At 64.0% G+C, this 26,513-nt stretch carries 21 protein-coding genes and 1 pseudogene; 11 read left to right on the top strand and 11 right to left on the bottom strand.

Features of this window, described 5'->3' with window-relative positions:
- Positions 1–41: 41 nt before the first annotated feature.
- The gene (locus NKL06_RS18350) at positions 42–248 is read right to left on the bottom strand and encodes a DUF1674 domain-containing protein (RefSeq protein ID WP_023688862.1); all 207 of its coding nucleotides are present in this window, start codon (positions 246–248) and stop codon (positions 42–44) included.
- A gap of 105 nt (positions 249–353) precedes the next feature.
- On the opposite strand from NKL06_RS18350, the gene htpX reads away from it, so the two are divergent.
- Positions 354–1,379: a zinc metalloprotease HtpX gene (gene htpX, locus NKL06_RS18345; protein WP_023693196.1), complete on the top strand. Its 1,026-nt coding sequence runs from the start codon at positions 354–356 to the stop codon at positions 1,377–1,379.
- On the top strand, positions 1,370–2,755 hold the full coding sequence (locus NKL06_RS18340) for an RsmB/NOP family class I SAM-dependent RNA methyltransferase (RefSeq protein WP_023693197.1): 1,386 nt from the start codon (positions 1,370–1,372) through the stop codon (positions 2,753–2,755). Before htpX ends, NKL06_RS18340 begins: the two co-directional genes overlap by 10 nt.
- Before the next feature lie 258 nt (positions 2,756–3,013).
- On the opposite strand, the gene NKL06_RS18335 is transcribed toward NKL06_RS18340, so the two are convergent.
- Entirely contained in the window at positions 3,014–3,865 is an 852-nt protein-coding gene (locus NKL06_RS18335) for a phytanoyl-CoA dioxygenase family protein (protein ID WP_460221630.1), read from the bottom strand.
- A gap of 159 nt (positions 3,866–4,024) precedes the next feature.
- Here NKL06_RS18335 and NKL06_RS18330 point away from each other — a divergent pair, with 159 nt between their 5' ends.
- From NKL06_RS18330 to purH, 3 genes and pseudogenes are all read left to right on the top strand, one after another.
- Complete coding sequence (locus NKL06_RS18330; RefSeq protein WP_023835206.1) at positions 4,025–4,879, top strand: helix-turn-helix transcriptional regulator; 855 nt, start codon at positions 4,025–4,027, stop codon at positions 4,877–4,879.
- Between the two features lie 217 nt (positions 4,880–5,096).
- Positions 5,097–6,821: a heparinase II/III family protein gene (locus NKL06_RS18325; RefSeq protein WP_023693200.1), complete on the top strand. Its 1,725-nt coding sequence runs from the start codon at positions 5,097–5,099 to the stop codon at positions 6,819–6,821.
- Positions 6,822–6,927: 106 nt separating this feature from the next.
- Positions 6,928–8,543: pseudogene (purH, locus tag NKL06_RS18320) on the top strand (bifunctional phosphoribosylaminoimidazolecarboxamide formyltransferase/IMP cyclohydrolase).
- Positions 8,544–8,587: 44 nt separating this feature from the next.
- Here purH and NKL06_RS18315 read toward each other — a convergent pair.
- The 3 genes from NKL06_RS18315 to NKL06_RS18305 all read right to left on the bottom strand — a co-directional run bounded on the left by NKL06_RS18315 (position 8,588) and on the right by NKL06_RS18305 (position 15,472).
- Complete coding sequence (locus tag NKL06_RS18315; protein WP_352580705.1) at positions 8,588–9,025, bottom strand: hypothetical protein; 438 nt, start codon at positions 9,023–9,025, stop codon at positions 8,588–8,590.
- Between the two features lie 12 nt (positions 9,026–9,037).
- Positions 9,038–10,417, bottom strand: a complete 1,380-nt coding sequence (locus NKL06_RS18310) for an MFS transporter (protein ID WP_032998951.1) — start codon at positions 10,415–10,417, stop codon at positions 9,038–9,040.
- Positions 10,418–10,681: 264 nt separating this feature from the next.
- Entirely contained in the window at positions 10,682–15,472 is a 4,791-nt protein-coding gene (locus NKL06_RS18305; RefSeq protein ID WP_023693204.1) for an NAD-glutamate dehydrogenase, read from the bottom strand.
- A 131-nt stretch (positions 15,473–15,603) separates the two neighbouring features.
- Here NKL06_RS18305 and NKL06_RS18300 point away from each other — a divergent pair, with 131 nt between their 5' ends.
- Positions 15,604–16,167: a peroxidase-related enzyme gene (locus tag NKL06_RS18300; protein ID WP_023693205.1), complete on the top strand. Its 564-nt coding sequence runs from the start codon at positions 15,604–15,606 to the stop codon at positions 16,165–16,167.
- Positions 16,168–16,193: 26 nt separating this feature from the next.
- Here the strand turns inward: NKL06_RS18300 and NKL06_RS18295 are convergent, their stop codons facing one another.
- Positions 16,194–16,805: a LysE family translocator gene (locus NKL06_RS18295; RefSeq protein ID WP_023693206.1), complete on the bottom strand. Its 612-nt coding sequence runs from the start codon at positions 16,803–16,805 to the stop codon at positions 16,194–16,196.
- A 140-nt stretch (positions 16,806–16,945) separates the two neighbouring features.
- Here NKL06_RS18295 and NKL06_RS18290 point away from each other — a divergent pair, with 140 nt between their 5' ends.
- Positions 16,946–17,980, top strand: coding sequence for an L-idonate 5-dehydrogenase (locus tag NKL06_RS18290; protein WP_023693207.1), 1,035 nt, complete (start codon positions 16,946–16,948; stop codon positions 17,978–17,980).
- Positions 17,981–18,320: 340 nt separating this feature from the next.
- A complete protein-coding gene (locus tag NKL06_RS18285; protein ID WP_023693208.1) occupies positions 18,321–18,950 on the top strand; it encodes a DUF1062 domain-containing protein in 630 nt (209 codons plus the stop codon).
- Positions 18,951–19,005: 55 nt separating this feature from the next.
- Here the strand turns inward: NKL06_RS18285 and typA are convergent, their stop codons facing one another.
- Positions 19,006–20,835 (bottom strand): translational GTPase TypA, encoded by a 1,830-nt coding sequence (gene typA / locus NKL06_RS18280; RefSeq protein WP_023681424.1) that lies wholly within the window; start codon positions 20,833–20,835, stop codon positions 19,006–19,008.
- Between the two features lie 197 nt (positions 20,836–21,032).
- Here typA and NKL06_RS18275 point away from each other — a divergent pair, with 197 nt between their 5' ends.
- On the top strand, positions 21,033–21,311 hold the full coding sequence (locus NKL06_RS18275; RefSeq protein WP_245260088.1) for a hypothetical protein: 279 nt from the start codon (positions 21,033–21,035) through the stop codon (positions 21,309–21,311).
- Positions 21,312–21,411: 100 nt separating this feature from the next.
- Here the strand turns inward: NKL06_RS18275 and NKL06_RS18270 are convergent, their stop codons facing one another.
- Entirely contained in the window at positions 21,412–22,695 is a 1,284-nt protein-coding gene (locus NKL06_RS18270) for an MFS transporter (RefSeq protein WP_031208508.1), read from the bottom strand.
- A 73-nt stretch (positions 22,696–22,768) separates the two neighbouring features.
- On the opposite strand from NKL06_RS18270, the gene NKL06_RS18265 reads away from it, so the two are divergent.
- Together NKL06_RS18265 and NKL06_RS18260 are read left to right on the top strand one after the other, a co-directional pair.
- Positions 22,769–23,386, top strand: coding sequence for a TetR/AcrR family transcriptional regulator (locus NKL06_RS18265; RefSeq protein WP_023693211.1), 618 nt, complete (start codon positions 22,769–22,771; stop codon positions 23,384–23,386).
- 255 nt (positions 23,387–23,641) lie between these two features.
- Complete coding sequence (locus NKL06_RS18260) at positions 23,642–24,238, top strand: hypothetical protein (RefSeq protein WP_023693212.1); 597 nt, start codon at positions 23,642–23,644, stop codon at positions 24,236–24,238.
- 226 nt (positions 24,239–24,464) lie between these two features.
- On the opposite strand, the gene ppa is transcribed toward NKL06_RS18260, so the two are convergent.
- The 3 genes from ppa to NKL06_RS18245 form a co-directional block, all read right to left on the bottom strand.
- Positions 24,465–24,998, bottom strand: coding sequence for an inorganic diphosphatase (gene ppa, locus NKL06_RS18255; protein WP_023668623.1), 534 nt, complete (start codon positions 24,996–24,998; stop codon positions 24,465–24,467).
- A 122-nt stretch (positions 24,999–25,120) separates the two neighbouring features.
- Positions 25,121–25,627 (bottom strand): GNAT family N-acetyltransferase, encoded by a 507-nt coding sequence (locus NKL06_RS18250; RefSeq protein ID WP_023668622.1) that lies wholly within the window; start codon positions 25,625–25,627, stop codon positions 25,121–25,123.
- A gap of 244 nt (positions 25,628–25,871) precedes the next feature.
- The gene (locus tag NKL06_RS18245; RefSeq protein ID WP_023693213.1) at positions 25,872–26,510 is read right to left on the bottom strand and encodes a TPM domain-containing protein; all 639 of its coding nucleotides are present in this window, start codon (positions 26,508–26,510) and stop codon (positions 25,872–25,874) included.
- Positions 26,511–26,513 lie beyond the last annotated feature (3 nt).

Below are 26,513 nucleotides of genomic sequence, written 5' to 3'. Positions count from 1 at the left end.
CTTCAGCTCACCAGTTCCCCAGTTCTTCCGTTCCTGAACCCCTAGAAATCGCTAGCCAGTCCCTTCACTTCCCAGTCGCCGTAGCGGCCGGGTTCCTTGCCGCCGCGGCCGCCGATTTCCTTCGGCAACGCAGCTTCCTTCTGGCGATACGCTTCACGGCGCGCCTCGGCTTCAGCCAGCGCTCGGCTGGCCGCCGGCGTCAGGTCCTTCTCCCGGTCGGCATCGGCTTTGCTGGGTTGGTCGGTCATGCGATAGTCCGGGCGGATTGAAACAAAGGGCGGCGTTTCCCATCATATAGCCATGAGTTCACCCCGATCGACCTTTTTTTGCCACGGCCGCACAGGGAGCAGATGATGAGCACGCTACGCACCACCATGCTTCTGGCCGCGATGACGGCGCTGTTCATGGGCGTCGGCTTTCTGATCGGCGGCACCGGCGGCATGATGATCGCCTTCCTGGTCGCCGCGGGCACCAATCTGTTCAGCTACTGGAATGCCGACAAGATGGTGCTGTCGATGAACCGCGCCGTCGAGGTCAACGCGAAGAACGCGCCCGAATTCCACGCCATCGTCGAGGCGTTGGCCCAGCAGGCCGGCCTGCCGATGCCCAAGACCTATCTGATCGACAATCCGCAGCCGAACGCCTTCGCCACCGGCCGCAATCCCGAGAACGCCGCGGTCGCGGCCTCGACCGGGCTGCTGGAGCGCCTGTCGCATGAGGAGGTGGCGGCAGTCATGGCGCATGAGCTGGCCCACATCCAGCATCGAGACACGCTGACCATGACCATTGTCGCGACACTCGCCGGCGCCATCTCGATGCTCGGCAATTTCGCCTTCTTCTTCGGCGGCAGCCGCGACAACAACAACCCGTTCGGCTTTGTCGGCGTGCTGGTGGCGATGCTGGTCGCGCCCTTCGCCGCCATGATCGTGCAGATGGCGGTCAGCCGCACCCGCGAATACGAAGCCGACCGGCGCGGCGCCGAAATCGTTGGAAATCCGCTTTGGCTGGCATCAGCGCTTGACAAGATCGCCCGCGGCGCCGAACGCATCCGCAACCCGGATGCCGAACGCAATCCCGCGACCGCGCATCTCTTCATCATCAATCCCCTTCACGGCGAGCGAATGGACAGCCTGTTTTCGACCCACCCGAACACCGACAACCGCATCGCCGCGCTGCAGGCGATGGCGCGCGACATGGCAGGCCGCCAGCCGGCGCCGCGCCAGGCGCCGACGCCAGAGCAAACAGAAGAATTCCCGGCCGATGTCGAGCAAGGCCCGTGGGGCAAGGCAGCACAACCCACGCCGCCGACCAAACCGGCCAAGCCGAAAGCCAATCCGTGGGGCCGCAACCCGACCGGACCCAAAGGTCGGTGGTCGTGAGCGGCGCCAGACCCCGGCCCGCACATTCAGGCGTTCGCGAAAACAGCTCGGACGAATTCGTCGCCGGCCTCGCCGCGCGCAAGGCAGCGGCGCGGCTCCTGGCCGCCGTTATCGACGCCAAAACGCCGCTCGACGGGCTGACGGACCACGAGAACGGCCATCCGCAATACAAGGTGCTCGACCTGCGCGACCGCGGCCTGGTGCGCGCCATACTGGTGACCGCGCTGCGCTACCGCATGACCATTGCCGGGCTCCTCGCCCGCCGCCTTGAAAAGCCGCTGCCGCCCAACGCCACAGCTTTGTCGCACATCCTGCATGTTGCGGCGGCGCAGATCCTGTTCCTCGACATCCCCGACAGCGCCGCCGTCGATTTGGCTGTGACCCACGCCAAGTCGGACCCACGCACGCAGCGCTTTTCCGGCCTCGTTAATGGCGTGCTGCGCACTTTGGTGCGCGCCAAGGAGACCGAACTGCCGGCAGCTCTTGCCGCCACCGACGAGGCGCCAAAATGGTTCTCCGACCGGCTGAAGGCCGCCTATGGCGCCGAGATGACCAGACAGATCCTGGCGGCGCATCGCGTTGAGGCGCCGGTCGATTTCACGGTCAAGGCCGATCCCGAATTGTGGGCCGAAAAGTTCGGCGGCATCGTGCTGCCGACCGGCACGGTGCGAGTGGAAAAGCTCAGCGCCTCCGTCACCGAACTGCCGGGCTTCAGCGAAGGCGCATGGTGGGTCCAGGACGCCGCCGCCAGTTTTCCGGCGCGGCTGTTCGGCGATGTCAAAGGATTACGCGTCGCCGACCTCTGCGCCGCCCCCGGCGGCAAGACCGCTCAGCTTATCCTTGCCGGCGCCAAAGTCACCGCCTTGGACACCTCGAAGAACCGGCTGGCGCGGCTGACGCAGAACCTCGAACGGCTTGGGCTGTCCGCCGAGATCGTGCAGGCCGATCTGCTGAAATACCAGCCGGCGGAGCTTTTCGACGCCATCCTGCTCGACGCGCCCTGCTCTTCCACCGGCACGGTTCGGCGCCACCCGGACGTGCCATGGACCAAGACGGTAGCCGACGTCGAAAAGCTAGCCGATCTGCAAGCAAAGCTGCTCGCCCGCGCCGTCACTTTGGTCAAACCGGGCGGCCGGATTGTTTTTTCCAACTGTTCGCTGGACCCGATCGAAGGCGAGGATCTGTATCGCGCCTTTCTGGCCGGCAACAAGACCGTCGCCGACGATCCGCTGCAGCCCGGCGAAATCGCTGGCATCGACGCCTTCCTGACCCCGCAAGGCACGCTGCGCACCACACCCGCCGATCTTGACCTTGGTTCGCCAGGGGTTTCCGGCCTGGACGGCTTCTTCGCCGCCCGCATGCGACGTGTCGCCTAGGATTTTGTCGGCAGAGCCGCAGCCCTTCGTGACTTCGTCATCCACGGGCGGAGCAAGGAGCGTAGCGACGCAGCGCAGACCCGAGGATGCCATGCCGCGACACATGAGCGCCGCTACGACGCAGAATTCTGCTCCGCTGCAACCCACGGCCAAGGTCACGGAATGGATCCCAGGGCCTCCGCGACGGAGCTTCGCTCCTGCTTCGCCCTGGGATGACGAAGTGCGAATGCCTCGACTAATCCCGAACGGCTGCGCCCCCTAAAGCATGTCGTCCAGGGACCAGTGCTTCCCCCACCTTGCATCGATCTCATCATCGACATTCTGGTAGCGGATATCGGTGGAGAGCCGGATACGCCCCTCCGCACTCTGGTTGGTCGTCGAGGCGTGGATCATGTAGGGCGAGTGGAGGACGACATCGCCGGCCTCGAAGTCCGCGATCAGCCAGCGTGTATCGAACCGCTCCGCCATGTCGGGCAGGTCCTTCGACACCCAGCCGCCCTCGCTCATGTTCCTGTTGTAGGCGCTGATGCGCTCCTGCGGGCTCAGCCCGGCATTGTCCCTGGCGAACCGGGCCTCCATGTCGAGGCCGATGGCGTGCGATCCCTCGAGATAAACCAGGCCGCCCATGTCGACGGGAACGTCGCCGATCGGGATCCAGGCCGTGACGATGCGGCTGGTGCCGCCGCGAAGATAGACGAGATCGTAATGCGCCGGCGTCGCCACGGTGGTGCCCGGTTGGGTGAAGCGCATGATCTTGCGCTTGTGCAAATAGGACAGCCCGCCGACGAACGCATCCATCAGCCGGGCCATCCGGGGCTGTGCGCAGAACCCTTCATAGGCGGTGGAGCGAACCAGCGCCATCAACCGGCGATCGGCGAGCTGACGGTCGAACGTGCCGGCCGCCAGGCCAAGCGCGGGATCGGACCCGGGCTGCAGCAAGCCGGTGTCGGCCAGATACGAAAACACCCAGCCGCGAAAATCTATGACGTCGCGGCGCGGCAGGATACCTTTCAGCCAGACATAGCCTTGCTCGGCAAGGAGGCCTCGAATGGCATCGATGCCGATCCCGGCGTCGGTTGGCACGAGATGACCCAACCGGTTCGGCGCCATCGATAATGTCTTGCCGTTGGCGTTCAGATCGATTGACGCAACAGGACTCCGTCGTTGCATGCCACCTGTTGAGCTTGACATTTCAGCCACCTGCGATTTTCCATCCTTAGCTGGAAATGCCATACTGTTTGCACACTCGCCCATGGACGTAACGAAGCCATGGACTTTTCGCTCATGAACGATCTCTCTTACGCACTCTACAGATCCGCACCGGCCGCGGCCGGCGGCCTGTCGGTTACAGGGATTGGTCGGCATCGCGTCACGCAGGCGATCCAAGCGCGCAAATTGCCGGAATTCGCCGTGGTGCTGATTGAGAACGGTCAAGGCTGGCTTGAAACCAGGACTGCCGGCATGCAGACGATCCAAGCGCCGGCCCTGTTCTGGCTGCTTCCCGGGAGAATGCATTCCTACGGGCCGGACGCATCGGGCTGGCTCGAACGCTGGGCGCTCTTCGACGGGGCCTTGATACGCGATTTCACCCGGCTGCGGCTGATCGCCGAGGACGCCCCTGTCGTCCCCTTGCGCGACCTCGGCAAAATGCAGCGGCTGTTCGACAGGCTGCACGGTGAGCTGTCGCTCGATACGATGCTGAGCCAGGCAGAAGCCGCCGCCACGATGCATCGCATCGTCGTGCGTGCTGCCCGCCAGGCAATGGATTGGAACAACCGTCAACGAAATCCCGGCTTCCAGCATGCCGACATGCAGCCCATCATCGACGAATTGCGCCGCTGCGCGTGCGACCCGGTGGATCTCGATGCCTTCGCCGCGAAATTCTCGATGTCGCCGGCAACCTTGCGGCGCAGATTTGCGCGGGCAGCCGGCATGTCGCCCAAGGCCTTCCAACTGCGCACGAGGCTCGACCGCGCCAAACAGATGCTGGCCGCCTCCGATTCGCCCATCGAGTCCATTGCGGCCGCCGTCGGCATCCACGACGCCTTCTATTTCTCCCGTCTGTTTCGCGACCGCGAAAACTGTTCGCCCAGCGAATTTCGGTCTCGCCACAACCGCAAGTGAGTGCCGGATTGCCGGGCTTAAGCCCGCGAAGCGCTTGACTTTTTTCGGGGTGGGTCGGTGGCCGGCAGCGTGAGGCGCTTCACGTCGGCGGAATTCGACTTCGCATAAGTTCTTGAATCATATAAGCTTGTGCTGGGGTACCGGAACATGATGCCGAAAAGTGTGACGCGGTTTTCGGGCGACAGCATGCTCTATCTCCAGGCGACGAGGAGGGGTTTTGGCACTGGCTGCCGGCAGCACGACACGTCTGTGGACGCTTGTCGCTAAGGAGTTTTGGCGCAAGACGCGCCGGCGCCTTCGCGCGGGGCCAGTTTATCGCTGGCGCTATTCCGGGCGCACGCCCGAACGCGTCCTGATTGCACCGCCCGACCTCAGGCTCGCCGATCCGCAGATCGCGCTCGAGATCTACTATGGCCGCTATCCGCTGTCGGGACATCTGGTCGAGACCGGCGGCAAATCGCCATTCCAGATCGATGTCGCCAATCGCGGCTGGGTGAAGACGCTGCACGGCTTTCGCTGGCTGCGCCATATGCGCGCCGCCGGCACCGAGCTGGCCGCCGCCAATGCACGCGCGCTTGTCTCCGACTGGATCGCCATGCATGGCAACCAGATTTCCGGCATAGCCTGGGAGCCCGGCACCACCGCCAAGCGAGTCATTGCCTGGTTGCAACACTCCTCGGTTGTCCTACAAGGGGCCGAATTTCCGTTCTATCGCGCCTTCCTGAAATCGCTCGCCGTGCAGATCCGCTATCTCCGCTCGATGGCGCGCGAGATGCCGGACGGCAAGGACAGGCTGCGCGCTCGTATCGCGCTTGCCTTCGCCGCGCTGTCGCTGCCGGCGCCGGCCTCGGCACTGCGCGGCGCCACCCGCAACCTGGCGGAAGAACTCGACCGCCAGATCCTTCCCGATGGCGGCCATATTTCGCGCAACCCGATGGCGGTGCTCGAATTGCTCGCCGATCTCCTGCCGCTGCGTCAGACCTATGCCAACCAGGCCGAAACGCCACCGGCCGCCCTGATGGGCGCCATCGACCGCATGCTGCCGGCGCTGCGCTTCTTCCGCCATCAGGATGGCAGCCTCGCCCGCTTCAACGGCATGGGCGCCACCATCCACGACCGTATAGCCACCATCTTGCGCCACGACGACACCGCCGGCGCGCCGCTGTTGCACGCGCCGCATTCCGGCTATGAGCGCCTGTCGATGGGCGGCGTGACGGTGATTGCCGATACCGGCCCGTCGCCGGCCGTCGATGTGTCCAACGCCGCGCATGCCGGGTGCCTGGCCTTCGAACTCTCGTCCGGTCGCCAGCATTATATCGTCAATGCCGGCATCGACACCTATGGCGCTGCCGAGTTCCGGCCGCTGGCCCGTGCCACCGCGGCGCATTCGACCGCCACCATCAACGACACCTCGTCGGCGCGGTTTTCCCATTCGCTGCGCGTCAACGACCTGCTCGGCTCACCCTTGCTCGGCGGCCCGCAGCATGTGCCTTGCAAGCGCATCGACCAGAAGGGCACGCAAGGCTTCATCGCCCGCCATGACGGCTATATGCAGCGCTTTGGCTTCCTGCATGAGCGCGAGCTGAAACTGTCGAGCGAGGGCAATGTGCTCGCCGGCAGGGATCGCTTCCTCCGCCCGGGCGGTGCGGCGATCCGCAACAATGGCCGCGACTTCGTCGTGGTGCGCTTCCACATCCACCCTGATATCAACCTTTTGCAGGACGAGCATGACCGCCTGGTGCTGACCGCCGACCAGGCCGACACATGGGTGTTCACCTGCACCGAAGTGGTGCCGGAGGTCGAGGAATCGATCTATTTCGCCGGCCTTGGCGGCCCGCGCCGCAGCCGCCAGATCGTGCTCGCCTTCAAGGCCTCGGAGATCGCCGAGGTGCATTGGCAGCTCACGCGCACCGGCATCGCCGGCTATCCCGAGAACAGCTGAGCGTCGTTGCCGGCGCCGGCTTGATCGAGCTTCCGGCTTGATTTCCTGACCTCATGTGCTACGGCCCGGCAACGCTCTCCAATCAGCCCTGAAAGGCCGCCAGCCCATGGCCGTCGCCGCCAAGAACATTCCGGCACCCGACCTCCTTCCGGTCCGCCGCGCCCTGCTTTCCGTCTTCGACAAGACCGGCCTGACCGACTTCGCCAAAGGGCTGGTCGCGGCCGGCGTCGAGCTGGTCTCGACCGGAGGTACGGCAAAGGCGATCGCCGAGGCGGGGCTGGCGGTGCGTGACGTCTCGGAACTGACAGGCTTTCCCGAGATCATGGACGGCCGCGTCAAGACGCTGCACCCGTCGGTGCATGGCGCACTGCTCGGCGTGCGCGACGATCCCGAACACGCCAAGGCGATGCACGATCACGGCATCGAGCCGATCGATCTGCTCGTCTCCAATCTCTACCCGTTCGAGGAGGTCCGCCGCTCCGGCGCCGACTATGCCGCTGTTGTCGAGAACATCGACATTGGCGGCCCGGCGATGATCCGCGCTTCGGCCAAGAATCACGCCTATGTCGCCATCGTCACCGATCCCGGCGATTATGCCTCGGTGCTGAACGCGCTGGAGATGAACATCGGCTCGCTGTCGCTGGATTTCCGCCAGAAGCTGGCGGCCAAGGCCTTTGCCCGCACCGCCAGCTACGACGCGGCGATCTCCGGCTGGTTCGCCGAAACGCTTGAGATCGAGCACCCGACCTGGCGCGCCTTCGGGGCAGGCTGGAAAGTGTCATGCGCTATGGCGAGAACCCGCATCAGAGCGCCGGCTTCTATGTCAATGGCGACAAGCGGCCGGGGGTCGCCACGGCGCGCCAGCTGCAGGGCAAGCAGCTGTCCTACAACAACATCAACGACACCGACGCCGCCTTCGAGCTGGTCGGCGAGTTCGACCCCAACCGCTGCGCCGCCGTTGCCATCATCAAGCACGCCAATCCGTGCGGCGTCGCCGAGGGCGCTTCACTGGCCGCGGCCTATGCCAGGGCGCTGGCTTGCGACCCGGTCTCGGCCTTCGGCGGCATCGTCGCCATGAACCGCATCCTCGACGCCGAAGCGGCGGAAGAGATCGTAAAAACCTTCACCGAGGTGATCATCGCGCCGAACGCGTCGGAGGACGCTGTCCGCATCATCGCCGCCAAAAAGAATTTGCGCCTGCTGGTCACCGGCGGTCTGCCCGATCCGCACGCCGGCGGCATCACGGTGAAATCCGTCGCCGGCGGCATGCTCGTCCAGGGCCGCGACAACGCGGTGGTCGACGATTTCGAACTGAAGGTGGTGACCAGGCGCGCGCCGACGGCGGCCGAGATGGCCGACCTCAAATTCGCTTTCCGCATCGCCAAGCACGTCAAGTCGAACGCCATCGTCTATGCAAAAGACGGCGCTACCGTCGGCATCGGCGCCGGCCAGATGAGCCGCGTCGATTCCTCGCGCATCGCCGCCCGCAAGGCGCTCGACGCCGCCGAGGCGGCGGGCTTGGCCGAGCCGCTGACGCAAGGCTCGGTGGTCGCCTCCGACGCGTTCTTCCCCTTCGCCGACGGGCTTATATCTGCGATCGAAGCCGGCGCCACGGCGGTGATCCAGCCCGGCGGCTCGATGCGCGACGAAGACGTCATCGCCGCCGCCGATGCGCATGGCATTGCCATGGTGTTTACGGGCGTAAGGCATTTCAGGCATTGACTGTGTGGCAGGTTAGTTAGGAAGGGCCTCACTCAGCTTTGCGGCTATCTGCGCAACGTCCGCCAGTCAAGGAGATTGCCTATACGGGTATTGATCGTGGAACTCGCGTCCGCAGTACCACCATCCTCTTCATGATTCCAAAGGGCCCGACGGCGCCCGCCTCCCATAAAGTATTCCACTTTATGTTCGTTGAGGTCGCGGAGCCGCTTGATATTCGCCGCGTGGGCGTTGAGTTCGGTCGTGAGGGCTGCGTCAAGCGCACCAACATGGACCGCCCATTCGGCATGCTCCAATAGTTTAAAGGCAGCAATCAGAAAACAGTGGCGATTTACCTCAAACGCTTGGCGCAAAGCTCTGAAGTCTGTTGCGGACGCAGACAAGTCAATTAGAAATTGGTCACATTCGGCAGCGAAGTGAACTGTACCTGATGCCCAGGTGCGCGTTCCTTCGAGCGCCATAAACCTTTGGTTTTCGATTTCCATATTTCGAACGGCTCACTCCATCGGCTGATCCGCCGGGTACGGCGTCCAGATCAAGATCGCGATCCCCACGCCGAGGAACAGCACGATGGCAGCCATGCCGAGCCGCGCCGAGCCGCTGGCGAGCGTGATCGACGCCACCATGAACGGCGCCAGGAAACTCGTGGCCCTTCCGGCCAGCGCATAGATGCCGAAATAGCGGCCGGATTCGGCTGCGGTCACGCTGCGCGCCATGTAGGAGCGTGACGACGCCTGCACCGGTCCGAACGCCAGCCCGATTAACAGGCCATAGAAAATGTAGGCCTTTTCCGCCGCCGTGCCGAACAGGCCGCCACTATCGGCTCCCGGCATCATCCAGGCGCCGAACAACGTGTAGCCTGGCCCGGTCGAAACGATGCCGATGGTGGCGATGCTGAGCAGGACGAGCGAAATCATCACGATGGTCTTGGAGCCAAGCGCGGTGTCCAGCCATGCGGCAACCAGGCAGCCGACGATGGCGACGACGTTGAGGATAATGCCGAACATGCCGATCTCGGTGATCGACCAGTGGAACATCGCTGCCGCAAATGTGCCGCCCAAAGCGAGCAGCGCATTGACGCCGTCCTGATAAATCATGCGGGCGACAAGGAAGCGGAAGATGCCTTTGCGCCGGCGCACTTCAGTCAGCGTCGACTTCAGTTCCGACAGCCCCTCGCGCACCGCCGGCCCGATCGGAATGCCTTTGATGGCGTCCGGCGTAAAGAAGAACATCGGCAGGATGAACAGGAAATACCAGCCCGCCGACAGCGGCCCGGTGGCGCGCGCGTCCTCGCCGAGTTTCGGGTCGAGCCCAAAGAGCGGGTCGATGCCGATGATCGTCTTGCCGGTCTCCGGCGAACCCGCCAGACAGGCGACGACAAAGATCAGCGCGATCATGCCGCCGAGATAACCAAGTCCCCAGGCAATGTTGGAGACGTGGCCGATCTCGCTCTTCGGCACCAGGCGCGGCATCATCGAATCGTTGAACACGGTCGAGAATTCCGCCGCGACCGAAGCGAGAGAAAAGAACAGCACCACCAGGAAAAGGTTCGAGCCGGGAGCGGCGAACCATAGCAGGCAAAGGCTGATGATCTTGATCGAGGCGAAGAACGCAATCCACGGCTTGCGCGGCCCGGTCTGGTCGGCAATCGAGCCGAGGATGGGAGACAGCACGGCAATGACCAGGCCAGCAACAGCGATGCCGTAGCCCCAGGCCGCCTGGCCTGAGACCGGATCGCTCGCCATGCGCGAGACGAAATAAGGCCCGAAGATGAAGGTGGTGACAACGGTGAAAAACGGCTGCGCCGCCCAGTCGAAGAACATCCATCCCCAGATGCCGCGCCCGGATGCCCGCTGCACTGTTTCTACCGCCGCCATCATGATTCCCCCGGGACACCGCGCTTGTCGGACGCCATGTCTGCATGTTTCGAATGCTCATGCAAACCGCCAAAGATTCGCGCTGCCCCTCACCTGGATGTCGCCGCTGTCTACCTGCATAGAGACGCGAAGAAAGGCGCCGCGCCCCTACCTCCCCCATGTGGGGAGGTCGGACCGAAGGTCCGGGTGGGGGTCGGTGCCGCACCCCCACCCCGCTGCTTCGCAGCGACCCTCCCCACAAGGGGGAGGGTAAAGTCCCGAGCCTCACATCCCCGTCAGATCGCTCATCAACCCCGAAGCCACCGACAGCCTGGACACGGTGATATCCCCGCCTTCGGTCAGCACCTGCAGCCGCTCGCGAATGCGCGCCACGCGCTCGCCGCCGGCTTCCAGCCAGGCCGCCACAGGATCCGCCGTCCCGGCATGGCCGGCGAGAGCCGCCACCGCGATGCCGCGCCGCGCCGCGCCGATCGTGTCGGTGGCGCGCGACAGCGCCAGCTGGTCGTAATAGTCCGACGGCGTGATTGAACGCGCCGCCTCTTCGACGCGCGGAATGCGGAAGGCATCGCTGACGGCGAAGAACGCCTTGGCCGAGGCGACGACGTCGGCATTGGCCGTGCGCGCCGTCAGTGCGATGTCGGGGATCAGTCCCGCCACATCGGCCATTGCCAGCTGCCCGGCGAGCTTTTCCGGGGCGCCGGCCTTGAACAGGCCATACCGCCTCTCCTCGACCCGCTCGCGCGAGAAGGCCGGCAGCAGCGAGAGCAGCTTCGGCTCCAGCGCCATGCGCGCCTCTTGCAGTTCGGCAATGCGCTGGCCGAGCGCTGCGGTGCCGGCATCGTTCTTCAGATACCAGCCGCTGGTCACGAAGATAAGCCGGCTGACGGACTGGTAGAGATCGAGCTGCGCCTGGCCGTCGATGTGGCTGTCCAGCGCATCGATCTCCCGATAGAGCGCCGGCAACGCGAAGCCGTCGCGCACCACGGCAAAGGTGCGCACCACGTCGGCCGCGCTGCGCCCCGTGGCTTCCTGCAGCCGGTTGACGAATGACGGTCCGCCGCGATTGACGAGATCGTTGGCGACGACGCGGGCGATGATTTCGCGGCGCAGCCGGTGGCCATGGATCTCGGCCGCATATTTCTTCGCCATCCGGTCAGGGAAATAGCCCATCAGGTCGCGGTCGAAATGCGCGTCGTCAGGCACGTCGCTGGCGACGATGTCGGAAAACAGCACGATCTTGGCATAGGCGAGCAGCACGCCAAGCTCCGCCCGGGTCAGCGGCTCGCCACGCGCCTCGCGCTCGGCAAGGGCGGCCGGCGACGGCAGCGTCTCGACAGCGCGGTCGAGCAGGCCCCGAGCCTCCAGCGCCGCCATGAACCGGCTCTGGTGCGCGATGTCGGCAAGGCCGCGCTTGCGGGCGATGGAGAGCGCCAGCGTCTGTTCGTAATTGTTGGACAGCACGAGGCCGGCGACCTCGTCGGTCATCTCGGCCAGCAGCTTGTTGCGCGCCGGCCGGGTCAGCGATCCCTTGCGCATGGCGGACGCCAGCGCGATCTTGATGTTGACCTCGACGTCGGAGCAGTTGACGCCGCCGGAATTGTCGATGGCATCGGAGTTGCAGCGACCGCCATTCATGCCGAATTCGATGCGGGCACGCTGTGTGACGCCGAGATTGGCGCCCTCACCAATCACTTTGGCCCGCACATCGAGCGCGGTGATGCGGATGGCGTCATTGGCGCGGTCGCCGACTTCGGCATTGGTTTCGCCCGAGGCCCGTAAATACGTGCCGATGCCGCCGAACCACAGAAGGTCGACGTTCGCCTTGAGGATGGCGGTCATGATCTCGGCCGGTGTCGCGGTGGTCTTGGCGAGGCCAATCGCCGCCGCCGCTGCCGCAGGCAGCGTGATCGACTTCTGGCTGCGCGAGACGATGACGCCGCCTTCCGACAGTTTGGTCTTGTCATAGTCCTGCCAGGACGAACGCGGCAGCGCGAACATGCGCTCGCGCTCGGCCATCGACGCCACTCTGTCTGGATCGGGATCGATGAAGATGTCGCGATGGTCGAAGGCGGCGATCAGCCTGGTCTGCGGCGACAAGAGCATGCCGTTGCCGAACACGTCGCCCGACATGTCGCCGACGCCGACGACGGTGAAGGGGGTGGCCTGGATGTCGCGGTTGATCTCGCGGAAATGCCGCTTGACCGCTTCCCAGGCGCCTTTGGCGGTGATGCCCATCTTCTTGTGGTCGTAACCGGCCGAGCCGCCGCTGGCGAAGGCATCGTCGAGCCAGAAACCGTGTTTCTCCGAAATGGCATTGGCGGTGTCGGAGAAGGTTGCCGTGCCCTTGTCGGCGGCGACGACAAAGTAGGGGTCGTCAGGATCGCGCCTGACGACGCCGGCTGGGGGTATGACGCCATCGAGGCCGATATTGTCGGTGATCGACAGCAGGCTGGAAACGAAATTCTTGTAGGCCGAGGTGCCGGCCTCGAAGATGGCGTCGCGGCCGGCGCTCATCGGCAGCTTCTTCGGATAGAAGCCGCCCTTGGCGCCGACCGGCACGATGACGGCGTTCTTGACCTGCTGCGCCTTGACCAGGCCGAGCACCTCGGTGCGGTAATCCTGGGCGCGGTCCGACCAGCGCAGGCCGCCGCGCGCAACCGGGCCGAAGCGCAGATGCACGCCTTCGACCTCGGAACCGTAGACGAAGATCTCGCGCCACGGCCGCGGCGCCGGCAATCCTTCGACCGCTTGCGAGTCCAGCTTGATCGCCAGTGACTGGCCCCGCGCCTTCGTTCCCGCAACGAAATGATTGGTGCGCAACGAGGCTTCGATCAGGTTGAGATAGCGGCGGATGATGGTGTCGTCATCAATGTTAGGGACTTCCTCCAGCGCGTCCTTGATCTTGGCCTTGAGGTGCTTGGCGGCGATGACGCCTTCCGTCTCGGCGGTCGGGCCGAGACGAGCGACGAACAGTGCATGCAGGCCGCGCGCAATGTCGGGATAGCGGTTGAGCGCGGCCGCGATGAAATCCTGGCTCTGCGGGATACCGGCTTGCTGCAGGTAGCGGCCATAGGCGCGCAGAATGCTGACTTCGCCCGCCCACAGGCCGGCGGTCTGGGCAAGCCCGTTATAGCTGTCATTGTCGATGTCGCCGCGCCAGACCGACAGGAACGCGTCCTCGAACAGCGCGCCGCCATCGCTGAGGTCGATCGGCTTGCCGTAGCTGTTCTCCAACTCCATGTCGTGGACGAAGACGGTGTCGCCGCCGTCCTCGCCAACCTCGAAGGTGCGCTCGCTGATGACGCGGAAGCCGATGTTTTCCAGCACCGGCACGCGACGCGACAGCGCTACCGGGCTGCCGTGGTGGTAGATCTTCAGCGCTGCCTGATGCGGTTTCTGCTCGGCATGGCGGTAATAGTCGATGGCGATCGGGTTGGCGGTGCTGATGCCGGCGATGCGCCCCGCATCCTTCAGCGCGATGGCCGCGCTGAAGGAATCGCGATAGCTCTCAGGCAGACGCGCGGCGATCGCCTTCAGCGATGGATCGCCGCCGACGGCTTCCGCGGCTTCGGCCAGCGCGTCGTCCCAGGTTCGCACGATATCGCGGATCGCCGCTTCGATCGCCGCCTGCTCGACCTTCGGCGTCTTGCCGCCCGAGCGGCCGATGATGAAATGCACACGCGCCAGCCCGCCCTCCGGAAACGCCGGATAATAAGCCGACAAACGGCCCTCGAAGACGGTCTTGAGATAGGTGCCGATCTTCTCGCGCACGACGCTGTCATAGCGGTCGCGCGGCACGAAGACGAGGATCGAGACGAAGCGGTCGAACTGGTCGGCGCGCACCAGCGCCCGCACCCGCGGCCGCTCGACCAGGCCGAGAATGGCCGCGGCGTGCTTCTTCAGGATCGGCACCGGCACCTGGAACAGTTCGTCGCGCGGATAGCTCTCCAGAACGTTGATCAGTGCCTTGCCGGAATGGTCGTGCCGGTCGAAGCCGGACTTGGCGATGATGGTCTCGGCCTTTGACCTCAGATACGGGATTTTCATCACCGAGCGCGTGTAGGCAGTCGAGGTGAACAGGCCGACCATGCGCAACTCGCCGGCAAGCGTGCCCTTGGCGGTGTAGGTTTTGACGCCGATATAATCGAGATAAATGCGGCGGTGCACCAGCGACTTGGCGTTGGCCTTGGTAACGATCAGCGGCTCCGGCCCATGCAGGAAGGCGCGGATTTCGGGCGTCGTCGTCACCGCCTCGGTGCCGCGCCGGAGCACCAGCACATCCGGGTCGGCGAGGATGCCGAGACCGGGTTTGTCGGCGCGCTCCAGATTGCCGCTCTCCGCGCCGCCGGAATATTTGAACTCGCGCATGCCAAGGAAAGTGAAATTGTCGTCGCGCAGCCATTCAAGGAAGGCGATGGCCTCGGCAACGCTCTTCTTGTCGAGCGGCACGGCGGAATAGCGGAATTCGGAAATCGCCTGGTCGAGACGGGCGAGCATCGGCTTCCAGTCGCTGACGGCGGCGCGCACCTGGTTGAGCATCTTGCGCAGGCGGTCGGCCAGCGCGTCGGCCTGCTCCGCCGTCAGGCGCGGAATATGGACATGGACGACGCTCAGGCGGTCGTGATTGCCATCGTCCTTGAGGGCGCTGCCGTCGCCGAGGATCTCGTCGACGCCGGCCTTGCCGTGACGCACGACGATGACCGGATGGGTGACCAAAGTCGGTTCGCCGGCAGTTTCTGTGATCTCGCCGAGGATCGAATCGAACAGGAACGGCATGTTGTCGTTGACGACGGTGATGATCGTCATCGGGCGGCCCTCGCGGGAGACGCCCGACCCGGCATCGACGGCGACGACACTTTGGCCCTTCTTGTGGGCGGCGACCGCACGTCCTGCCAGGTCGGCGGCTCGCTCCAGGTCGGCGGCGTCATAGGCGGCAATGTCTTCGACCGGCGCGCGGGCCAGCAGATAGTCGGCGAGCCTGGCCGGCTTCCCGTCGGGTTTCACCCCGGCAGTGGCTGTTTTCTTCGGCTTAGCTGCGGATTTCACGCTCGCCATGTTGTCCTCCCGTCACATGCTTTTACGACTATGGTAGCAGATGACCGCTGTTTGGCGACAAAGGTTTGACGGCTCGATAAGAATTACAGGAATTCGACGGTCAGGCGGCGGTGAACCAGGAGGGAGACCCCATGTCCGGCAAAATCAGCGCACTTGACCTCGGTATCGCAGAACTGAGCGAGGCGACAAAAGCCTATTTCGCCAAATGCGAGGAAAAGCTCGGCCTGGTTCCCAACGTGCTTCTTGCCTATGCCTTCGACGAGAAGAAGCTGCGCGCCTTTACCGACACCTACAATGATCTGATGCTGGGTGAATCCGGCCTGTCGAAGCTGGAACGGGAGATGATCGCGGTCGTCGTTTCCTCGATCAATCACTGCTATTATTGCCTGGCCGCGCATGGCGCGGCGGTGCGCCAGCTCTCCGGCGATCCGGCTCTCGGCGAGATGATGGTGATGAACTTCCGCGCTGCCAATCTTTCACCGAAACAGACGGCGATGCTCGAATTCGCGGTCAAGCTGACGGAAGAGCCGGCAAAGATCGTCGAGGCGGACAGGGCAGCACTGCGCAACGCCGGCTTCACCAACCGCGACATCTGGGACATCGCCTCGACCGCCGCCTTCTTCAACATGTCGAACCGCGTGGCGGCGGCCATCGACATGCGGCCGAACGACGAATACCACGCCATGGCGAGGTGAAAGTTTCCTTCTCCTCGTAGGAGAGGTCAACGCGCCGCGATGGCCCCGGCAGCGCCGGCCATCGTCGTGGCGCTGATTCGGTTGGCGATCTTCATGGCGCGCCTGCTTTTGAGCAGCTTGCGCGCCTGTGAGGCCGCGACGACCCAGGCGAGATCGATGGCGATCAGAACCACCGCCATCGTCGCCGTCAGTTCGACCCAGCCGATGACACTCACCGAAGCGAGGTCGATGATCGTCGGCAGCAGCGCCAGATAGAACATCATGATCTTGGGATTGCCGAGCGTCACCGCCATGCCGGCAAAGAACAGCTTTGTCGCCGAATCCTCGCGCGGCATCTCGCCTTCTTTTGCGTCGACAGGTGCGGTCCACATCTTGAAGGCGAGGTAGCCGAGGTAAGCGACGCCGATCCATTTCACGACGACGAAGGCGAAATGGAAGGTCTGCGCCACGACCGCCAGCCCAAACACCGCCAGCGACAGCCAGATGCCCTCGCCGATCCACATGGCGAGCAGGAACGGGAACACGTCGCGAAAGCCTTTCGAGATGACGCGGGCAACAAGTGCGGCGATCGACGGGCCGGGCGAACCGGCGGCGACGAACAAGGCGGCGGCGAAGATCAGGAGCGAAGTGAGGTGCATGACGGAGCCTTCGAGCGTTGGATGGCAAATGATATCCGATCGGCGTCAATTTGGCACCCTCGGGCTGATGGGCCAACGAACGCGACACCATTCTGAGATCGGACTTGCCCGTGCCAGCGGTTTGAGAAAGGATCGCGGCCGTGAAATCAATCGTCATCCACGCCGCAAAAGACCTGCGCATCGAAGAGACCGATTCGGGCGCGCCTGGCGCCGGACAGGTCGAAATATCGGTCGAGGCCGGCGGCATCTGCGGCTCGGACCTGCACTACTACAATCATGGCGGCTTCGGCGTGGTGCGCCTGCGCGAGCCGATGATCCTCGGACATGAGGTCGCCGGCACGGTGAAGGCGCTTGGCGCCGGCGTCTCCAGCCTCGCCGTCGGCGACCGCGTCGCTATTTCGCCCAGCCGGCCCTGCAATGCGTGCCGGTACTGCCTGCAGGGCGTGCAGAACCAATGCCTCAACATGCGATTCTACGGCAGCGCCATGCCCATGCCACATATACAGGGCGCCTTCCGCCAGTGCCTCGTCGCCGAGGCCTGGCAGTGCCACAAGATCGCCGACCATGTCTCCATCAACGAAGCCGCCTTTGCCGAGCCGTTCGCGGTAACGCTGCATGCCGTCAACCGCGCCGGCTCGCTGCTCGGCAAGCGGGTCTTGGTCACAGGCAGCGGGCCGATCGGTGCGCTCAGCATCCTTGCCGCACGTGTCCACGGCGCGCGTGAGATCGTCGTCACCGATGTCATGGACGCGGTTCTGGCCAAGGCCAACGAGATCGGCGCCGACCGCACCATCAATGTCGCCACAGATGCCGACAAGCTCGCTGGCTACAATGTCGAGAAGGGCAGTTTCGACGTCATGTTCGAATGCTCCGGCAATGAGCGCGCGGTGCGAGCCGGGCTCGATGTGCTGAAGCCGCGCGGGGTGCTCGTGCAGCTCGGCCTAGGCGGCGACATGTCGCTGCCTCAGAATCTCATCGTCGCCAAGGAGATCGAAATGCGCGGCTCCTTCCGTTTCCACGACGAGTTCGCGCTGGCCGTCGATCTGATCAACAACCGTCGCGTCGACGTCAAGCCGCTGCTGACCGGCATCTATCCAATGGACGAGGCGGTTGCGGCTTTCGAGATCGCCGGCGACCGCAACAAATCGATGAAGGTACAGATCGCCTTCGCCTGAGCAGGGCGAGACACCCTATGAACCTTGCCCGCTCGGCATCTTGCCGCTAGAAGAACCGTCCCGACATTCATTTCGAGCTTCATTTTGCCTCAGTAACCGCCGGTCTCGCCAACTCCCCTGATCACACTTGGCAGGGCGCCGCATTAAGCGGTGCCTGCTCCATTTCACGTGTTCCTCAGGCGGCGGTTCGAGACCGGTTTGGCACTGCTGAACCGTTGTCGCGCGCTTTGCCGCCCGTGACAGCTGATTTCCGACATAGCTAGCTCTCGCCACGCCGTGCCCGCATGGGCATCTCGCCATTGCCGACCTGAAGAACTTCCACACTGGAAGGTCTTCCGGCTTGTCCCAACATCTCGCTATCCACTGGGCAATCACGCCCGAAATCGCGCCTCGACCCCTGGTCCACTGCAACCGCTGCAGCGCCGTGAAAGCCTATCGCTGCAGCGACAAATTCCGCGTCAACGCCAATGGCAAACGCATTGATGTCTGGCTGATCTATCGCTGCATCGACTGCGACAATTCGTGGAATTTCGGCATTTTCGAACGCTGCAACCGCCGCGACATCGAACCCGCGCTGCTGGCAGCGCTCGAAAGCAACGATCCGGCCCTCGCCCGCCGCCATGCCTTCGATGTCGTGGCTTTGCGAAACCGGGTCGGCCGCGTCGAGGAGTTTCCCGATGTCGCCGTTCACAAACACCGGCTCGGCGGCGAAGGCCGACCCGCAGCCGCGCTTGAAATCAGGCTTGGGCTGGAAATGCCGACATCGCTGCGGCTCGACCGTCTGCTCGCCGGCGAACTCGGCATCTCCCGATCAAGGCTTCAGGCGCTGGAGGAGAAACGATTGCTGGTTGTTGTTCCCGAAGGCGCCAGAGCTTTGCGCAAGCCGGCCCGCGACGGCACGGCGATTCGCATTGACCTGGCCGACGAGCCGGAACGTGAAGCCATCATTTCGGCTGCCGTGGGTGAATGACAAGAGGGGCGAAGCACCGGTGCTTCGCCCCTCTCGAATTTAGACAATCAGACGATTACGCCGCGCCCACAACCTTGGCCGACTTCTCGAAGCGCTTGCGCTCGTTCGGGTCGAGATAGAGCTTGCGCAGGCGGATGGTCTTAGGCGTCACCTCGACCAGCTCGTCGTCCTGGATCCAGGCCAGCGCGCGCTCCAGCGTCATGCGGATCGGCGGCGTCAGCTTCACCGCCTCGTCCTTGCCGGCGGCGCGGATGTTGGTCAGCTTCTTGCCCTTCAGCACGTTCACTTCGAGGTCGTTGTCACGGCTATGGATGCCGATGATCATGCCCTGATAGACCTTGACGCCCGGGTCGATGACCATCGGGCCGCGGTCTTCGAGGTTCCACATGGCATAGGCCACTGCCTCGCCCTGTTCGTTGGAGATCAGCACGCCGTTGGTGCGGCCCGGCAGTTCGCCCTTGTAGGGCTGGTAGGCGTGGAACAGCCGGTTCATCACGGCGGTGCCGCGCGTGTCGGTCAACAGTTCCGACTGGTAGCCGATCAGTCCGCGCGTCGGCGCGTGGAAGACGATGCGCTGACGGTTGCCGCCCGAAGGCCGCAGCTCGACCATCTCGGCCTTGCGCTCCGACATCTTCTGCACAACGATGCCGGCGTGCTCCTCGTCGACGTCGATGACGACTTCCTCGACCGGCTCCAGCAATTCACCGTTCTCGCCCTTCTGCATGACGACGCGCGGACGCGACACGGCGATTTCAAAGCCTTCGCGGCGCATCGTCTCGATCAGCACGGCCAGCTGCAATTCGCCGCGGCCGGAAACGAAGAACGAATCCTTGTCGGGCGATTCCTCGATCTTGAGCGCGACATTGCCTTCGGCTTCTCGCAGCAGGCGGTCGCGGATGACGCGGCTGGTCACCTTGTCGCCTTCGGTGCCGGCGAGCGGCGAATCATTGACCAGGAAAGACATGGTCACGGTCGGCGGATCGATCGGTTGCGCATGCAACGCCTCGGTCACCGCCAGGTCGCAGAACGTGTCGGCGACAGTGCCCTTCGACAGGCCGGCAATTGCCACGATGTCACCCGCCTGCGCCTCTTCGATCGGCTGGCGCTCGAGGCCACGGAACGCGAGGATCTTGGAGATGCGCCCGGTTTCGATCTGCGTGCCGTCATGGTGGAGCACCTTGACCGCCTGGTTGGACTTCAGCGTGCCGCTCTCGATACGGCCGGTAATGATGCGGCCGAGGAACGGATTGGCTTCCAGGATGGTGCCGATCATGCGGAACGGGCCGGGATGAACGGTCGGCTCCGGCACATGCTTGATGACGAGGTCGAACAGCGGCGCCAGGCCCTGGTCCTTCGGGCCTTCCGGATTTTCCGAGACCCAGCCATCGCGGCCAGAACCGTAGAGGATCGGGAAGTCGAGCTGCTCGTCGGTGGCGTCAAGCGCTGCAAACAGGTCGAACACCTCGTTGACCACTTCGACGTGGCGGGCGTCCGGACGGTCGATCTTGTTGATGACGACGATCGGCTTCAGGCCGACCTTGAGCGCCTTGCCGACGACGAACTTGGTCTGCGGCATGGGGCCTTCGGCGGCGTCGACCAGCACGATCGCCGAATCCACCATCGACAGGATGCGCTCGACCTCACCGCCGAAATCGGCGTGGCCGGGCGTGTCGACGATGTTGATGCGGGTGTCCTTCCAGTCGACCGAGGTCGCCTTAGCCAGGATGGTGATGCCGCGTTCCTTTTCGAGGTCGTTGGAATCCATGGCGCGCTCGGCGACGCGCTGATTGTCGCGGAAGGAACCGGATTGCCGCAGCAATTGGTCGACGAGGGTGGTTTTTCCATGGTCGACGTGCGCGATGATCGCGATATTACGAATTTTCATTTTGTGGTCTCGGGAGCGTTGCAGGCAGCAGGCCAAAAGGCGCCGCCTCTTTCGGTTGGGCGGCTCATACAGGGTTTTTCGCAATTGCGAAAGAGGAGGCGCACCACCAAATACTCATCAAATCTTAAGCATCTCGGTGTGAGATGGTTTTGTTAACCAAGGCGGGAACCTTTCTGGGCCCGGGTAGTTCGAAATTCATGACCGACAAACTCAACCGATTTTGGCCCCTCATCGCTTCGGTCGCATTCGCTGCCGTGCTGGCGGCCAATGCCGCTCAATCGGCCGCCACGGTGAAGGAAGCCAATCCGGCTTCGTCGTCCGACCGGACGGCCGAGCAGATGTTTGCCGACGCCCCTGATGGCGTCGACCCAATGGTCACTGGCCCGGTCAGCGCCTCTTTCAAGCAGAGGCAGCAGGTTGCAGGTTGCGACAGCGCGGTTTGGCCGAAGATTCCGACGGTTTGCTACCCGGACTGACGGCTGCCCATTCCAGGCGTAGCGATCCTTCGCGCCGACCCAAAGGCTTACGCCGACCGCACCGGATCGAGCGTCACCAGCGGGAGATTAGTACCGCGCCTTACGCCGCTTGCGGCTCCGGATCGAAAGCCGGCCTGCTCGTATTGATCAGCAGCGACAGACACGCAGCCACGATCGCCGTCATGCCGGCGATCAGGAAAGCCAGTTCGTAATTGCCCTGCAATTCGCGCATGGTGCCGCCGAAGGCGGCGGCGGTGGCGGCGCCGACTTGGTGGCCGGCTACGATCCAGCCGAACACGATCGGGCCGCTGCGGTCACCGAAGGCCTCGTTGGCGAGCCTGAGCGTCGGCGGCACGGTGGCGATCCAGTCGAGACCGTAGAGCATCGCGAAGATGATCAGGCTGGTCGCCGAGAAGCCGGAATAGGGCAGATAGATCAGCGCCAGACCGCGAATGCCGTAGTAGACGCCGAGCAGCTTGCGCGGGTCGAAACGGTCGGTGAGCCAGCCCGAGAGCGTCGTCCCGATCAGGTCGAAAATGCCCATAAGCGACAGCAGGCCCGCGGCCTGTACCTCGGGGATGCCCATATCGCCGCAGAAGGAGATCAGATGCGTGCCGACCAGCCCGTTGGTGGTGAAGCCGCAGATGAAGAAGGTGGCGAACAGATACCAGAAGACGCGGGTGCCGGCAGCGCGGCGCAGCGTGTTCAGCGTATGCGCCAGAAAATTGCCTTGCGATGCCGGCGAAACCGGCGGCACGTCATCGGCCCCGGCGCCATAGCGCACCATGCCGATCGAAGCGGGACGCTCCGGAACCAACAGCCAGACCAGCGGCAGAAGACAGGCGGTGGCGATCGAGACGGCGGTAGCGACGGGCTGCCAGCCGCCCGACTGGGCGAGCGATGCCAGCAGCGGCAGGAACACCAAGAGGCCGGTGGCGCTGGAGGCCGACATCAGCCCCATCACCAAGCCGCGATTGGTCTTGAACCAGCGGTTGACGATGGTGGCGCCGAGCACGGTGGCGACCGCGCCGGAGCCGACACCTGAAAACACGCCCCAGGTGAGGAACAGATGCCATGGCTCGGTCATCAGCAGGCTGAGCGCGGTCGAGCCCGACATGATCACAAGCGAGGCAAGCAGCGTGCGGCGCAAGCCGATACGCTCCATCAATGCGGCGGCAAACGGCCCGGTCAGGCCGTAAAGGAAGATGCCGATCGCGGCGGCAATCGAAACCGTATCGCGCCCCCAGCCGAAGCTTTTATCCAACGGCAGCATCATCACCGAGGGTGCGGAACGAAGCCCGGCCGCGATCAACAAGCAGAGGAAGATGACGCCAACCACGACGAAAGCGTAGCGCTGGCCAAAGGGACGGGATTGAGCTATCATGTTACTGACCGGTACGTTGCAGGGTGAGGACATGTATACGTACCGATCGGTAACACGTCAATCGAGTCATACCATGCCAACGGACAAAAATATTGAACTGACCATCAAAGACGGTCATGCAGCCGCACCGCCCAAGGCTGCCAAGAAAATCCTCGACGTGGCGTACGACCTGTTCTACCGCCGCGGCATCCGGGCGATCGGCGTCGACGAGATCGTCAAGCGCGCCGGCGTCACCAAGCCCAGCCTCTACCGCAGCTTTCCCTCCAAGGACGAGCTCGCCGCTTCCTATCTCAGGCAATATGACCGTGAGTATTGGGAGCGTTTCGACGAAGCCGTGGCTGCCCATCCCGGCGACCCGCGGGCACAGCTCAGGGCTTTCCTGACTCGCGTCGGCAAGCGCACGCAAAGGCCGGACTATCGCGGCTGCGGCATGACCAACGCGGCGGTGGAATATCCCGAACATGGCCATCCGGCGCGTGTCGTCAGCGAGGCCAACAAGCAGGAGCTGCGCCACCGCCTGCGCGCCATGGCCGCAGCGATGGGCGCTGAAGACCCTGACACGCTCGGCGACGGCCTGCTGCTGTTGATCGAAGGCGCCTATATCAGCGGCCAGCTCTTCGGCCTCGGAGGCCCGGCGGCAGCGGTGGCCCGCAACGCCGACCTGCTGATCGAGGCGAGCTTGAAGAAATAACATTTCGAACGTTGGCGCCGCCCCTCACCTGCCGGCATCCTTTCCCGGAAATGGGGCGAGGAACGCTCTCATCACGATTTCGCCAATTGCCAGCGTTGCAAGGTTGTCGCCAGCGGCGCAGCCGGCCACTTTCTCCCGTTCAGGGGGAGAATTGCCCGGCAGGGCGATTTGGGCGGCGCCAACGTTGAGATTGGCACGCTAGGCCGGCCGCAGATTTGGCGATAGGCTGGGGCGAACTTCACGGGAGACGTCCGCATGCGAACCCTGCTGCTTGTTCCATTCGCCCTCGCCGCCCTATCCCAAACCGCCCATGCCGACGGAATATCCAGCGTCTACACCGACCTCGACTCGCAAAAGGATTGCGTCACCTATGCGCAGGCCGAGGAAGGTGACGGCGACTGGGCCGAACTCGCCTGCTCCGGCTATCGCGGCTATCCCGTGCTGATCGCCTACGACGATGCGCGTGAATCGCTATTCTACGGGTTTCCGCCCGGCGGCGAGATGACCTCGGTCTGGGAGAGCTTTTCTGGCTTCAACTCGTCCGGCGCCAAGGTCGAATGGCGCATCGAGACCAAGGGCGACGTTGCCGTTCCCTTCGCGGTGATCCACCGCCGCTCGATCAGCAATCCCGAGGATGAGAACAAGCCGACCGAAGTGCTGCTCGTCGCCAAGGTCGCCCAGATGGAAGCCCGCGACGGCTGCACCATCGGCCTCGTGCTCGCCACCGGCAACCCTCAGGCCAACGACCAGGCGCGCAAGCTGGCGGACGAAAAGGCGAAGAGTTTCGCCTGTGGCAAGGACAAGCACACCGTCATCGGCAACGTGCCGGCGTTTGGTCGGGTGGATAACTAGCCACGTGGGTGCAAGGCACCCCCCTCTGCCATGCCGGGCATCTCCCCCTCAAGGGGGGAGATTGGCAGCTTCGCTGGCGGCGCTTTTCTTTCGGCGCTGAAAATTGACGAAAGCCGTTGCGACATCCGATCTCCCCCCTTGAGGGGGAGATGGCCGGCAGGCCAGAGGGGGTGCCTCGCGCTGGCGTTTGCCGCTTACTTGAACGAGACGCAGGCCTCTCTCGGCGCTACTTTGCCGCCTTCGCCCGTGCGATCGCGTCGACGATCATCTTCTTGGCGTATTTGGAATCGTGCCAGCCTTCGATCTTGACCCATTTGCCGGGCTCGAGATCCTTGTAGTGCTCGAAGAAGTGCTGGACCTGGTCGCGGGTGATCTCGGGCAGCTGCGTGTATTCGGTGACGTTTTCGTAGCGCAGCGTCAGCTTCGGCGACGGCACGGCAATGACCTTCTCGTCCTGGCCGGCATTGTCTTCCATCACCAGCACGCCGATCGGCCGCACATTGATGACGCAGCCCGGCACCAGGGCGCGCGTGTTGCAGACCAGCACGTCGATCGGGTCGCCGTCGCCCGACAGCGTGTGCGGCACGAAACCGTAATTGCCGGGGTAGCGCATCGACGTATGCAGGAAACGGTCGACGAACAGCGTGCCGGCCTCCTTGTCCATCTCGTACTTGATCGGCTCGCCGCCGATCGGCACCTCGATGATGACGTTGATGTCCTCGGGCGGGTTCTTTCCGATGGCTATGGCTTCGATACGCATGCTTAAATCCCTCTCTCGATGTCCAAGATCGATAGCGGGCGGCGCGGCATGGTGCAATGCGGCGATTGGTGCGAAGCGCTAACGGAAGCGCACGGTTTATGATGATTTGTAACCGAGGCCGGTCATTCCCAGACGAAGGCGACCTTCTTGAGCGCCCTCTGCTCGAAAATCTCGACGCCTTCGGCGACGTCACGGCCACCCGCGCCGGCATAGAAGGAAAGTGCGTTCTGGTTGTCTTCCAGCGCCCACACCACCATTCCCTTCAGCCCGTGGTCGGCAAGCCGCGCCCGCGCCGCCTTGAACAGCCGGCTGCCGAGCCCGATGCCTTGATATTCCGGACGCAGGTAAAGTTCGTAGATTTCGCCCTGTTGCTTCAGCTCGCGGGCGCGGTTCTTGCCGATCGTGGCATAGCCGGCGATGGTGCCGCCGATCTCGACCACCAGAACGGTGGCGGCGCGGCGGATGGCGTTGGCCCACCAGTCGGCGCCGCGGCGGTTGATCATGGAGGTCAGCGAGCGATGCGGGATGATGCCGGAATAGGCGCCCTCCCAAGCCTGCTGGTGCACGTCCGCAATGGCGCCAGCGTCGCGCGGTTCGGCTTTCCTGATGTCGATGCTCAGCGTATTCATGATTTGTTAACCATAAACCCGGATCGGCCATTTGCAAGAGTCGAGGTCAGCCCGCCGACCGCTTTCTCACAGCCGATCGCGACACTGCTGACAATGGGCAAAGCCTGCCTGATAACGCGCTCAGCCGAGGCGAATGGCGTGGGTTTTCGAGAACCGGAGCGGAGCGTACTTTTTGTACGTGAGCACCGGAAGCGCAGAAAACCCGCGTCAGGCGTCCGGCTGAGTAGCTTTGCAGGCAGGCTTTTCAGATCTCGACGAGATGATCGTCCAGTTCATTGGCGTCGCCCGACGTCACCGGGAAATGCTCGGCCAGCACCGCGCCGACCTGCCCGATCGCCTTGACGAAGCCGTCGGCGAGTTGGTCGTCGCCGGCATGCTGCAGGAGATCGCGCACCACGCCGTCCCAGACATGCTGGCCGACCTTGCTGTCGATGCCCGAATCGGCGACCACTTCGGCATAACGCTCGGCGATCGACACGAAGACCAACACGCCGGTGCGCGCCGTGGTGCGGTGGACATTGCGGGCGAGGAACTGCCTGAGCGCATTGTCATGTGCCGCCTGGTAACGCTGCCGGCGCGGCACCAGATGGATGCGCAAGCCGGGCAGCGCCCACAAAAGCACCAACACCGAGGCCAGTGCCAGCAGTTGGACAATGACGAGATGCGGCAGCCGGATCGACAGCCACCAGGCTTCCAGCCCATAGGCGACGGCGAGGCTGGCAATCAGCATGCCTGATGTCGCCATGAAGGCGGCGGGAAAGAAATAGCCGTCGCTGGCATGCGCAACGACGCAGTAGATCTCGCCGTCGGTTTTGGCCTCGGCCGCGCGGATCGCGGTGGCGATGCGCTCATGGTCCTGTGGGCTGATCGGTCGTGTTGCCATCTT

Source organism: Mesorhizobium sp. C268A, from assembly GCF_040324475.1.
GTDB lineage: Bacteria > Pseudomonadota > Alphaproteobacteria > Rhizobiales > Rhizobiaceae > Mesorhizobium.
Note: the sequence above shows the minus strand (reverse complement) of the source record. Positions and strands in the feature narration are given on the sequence as shown.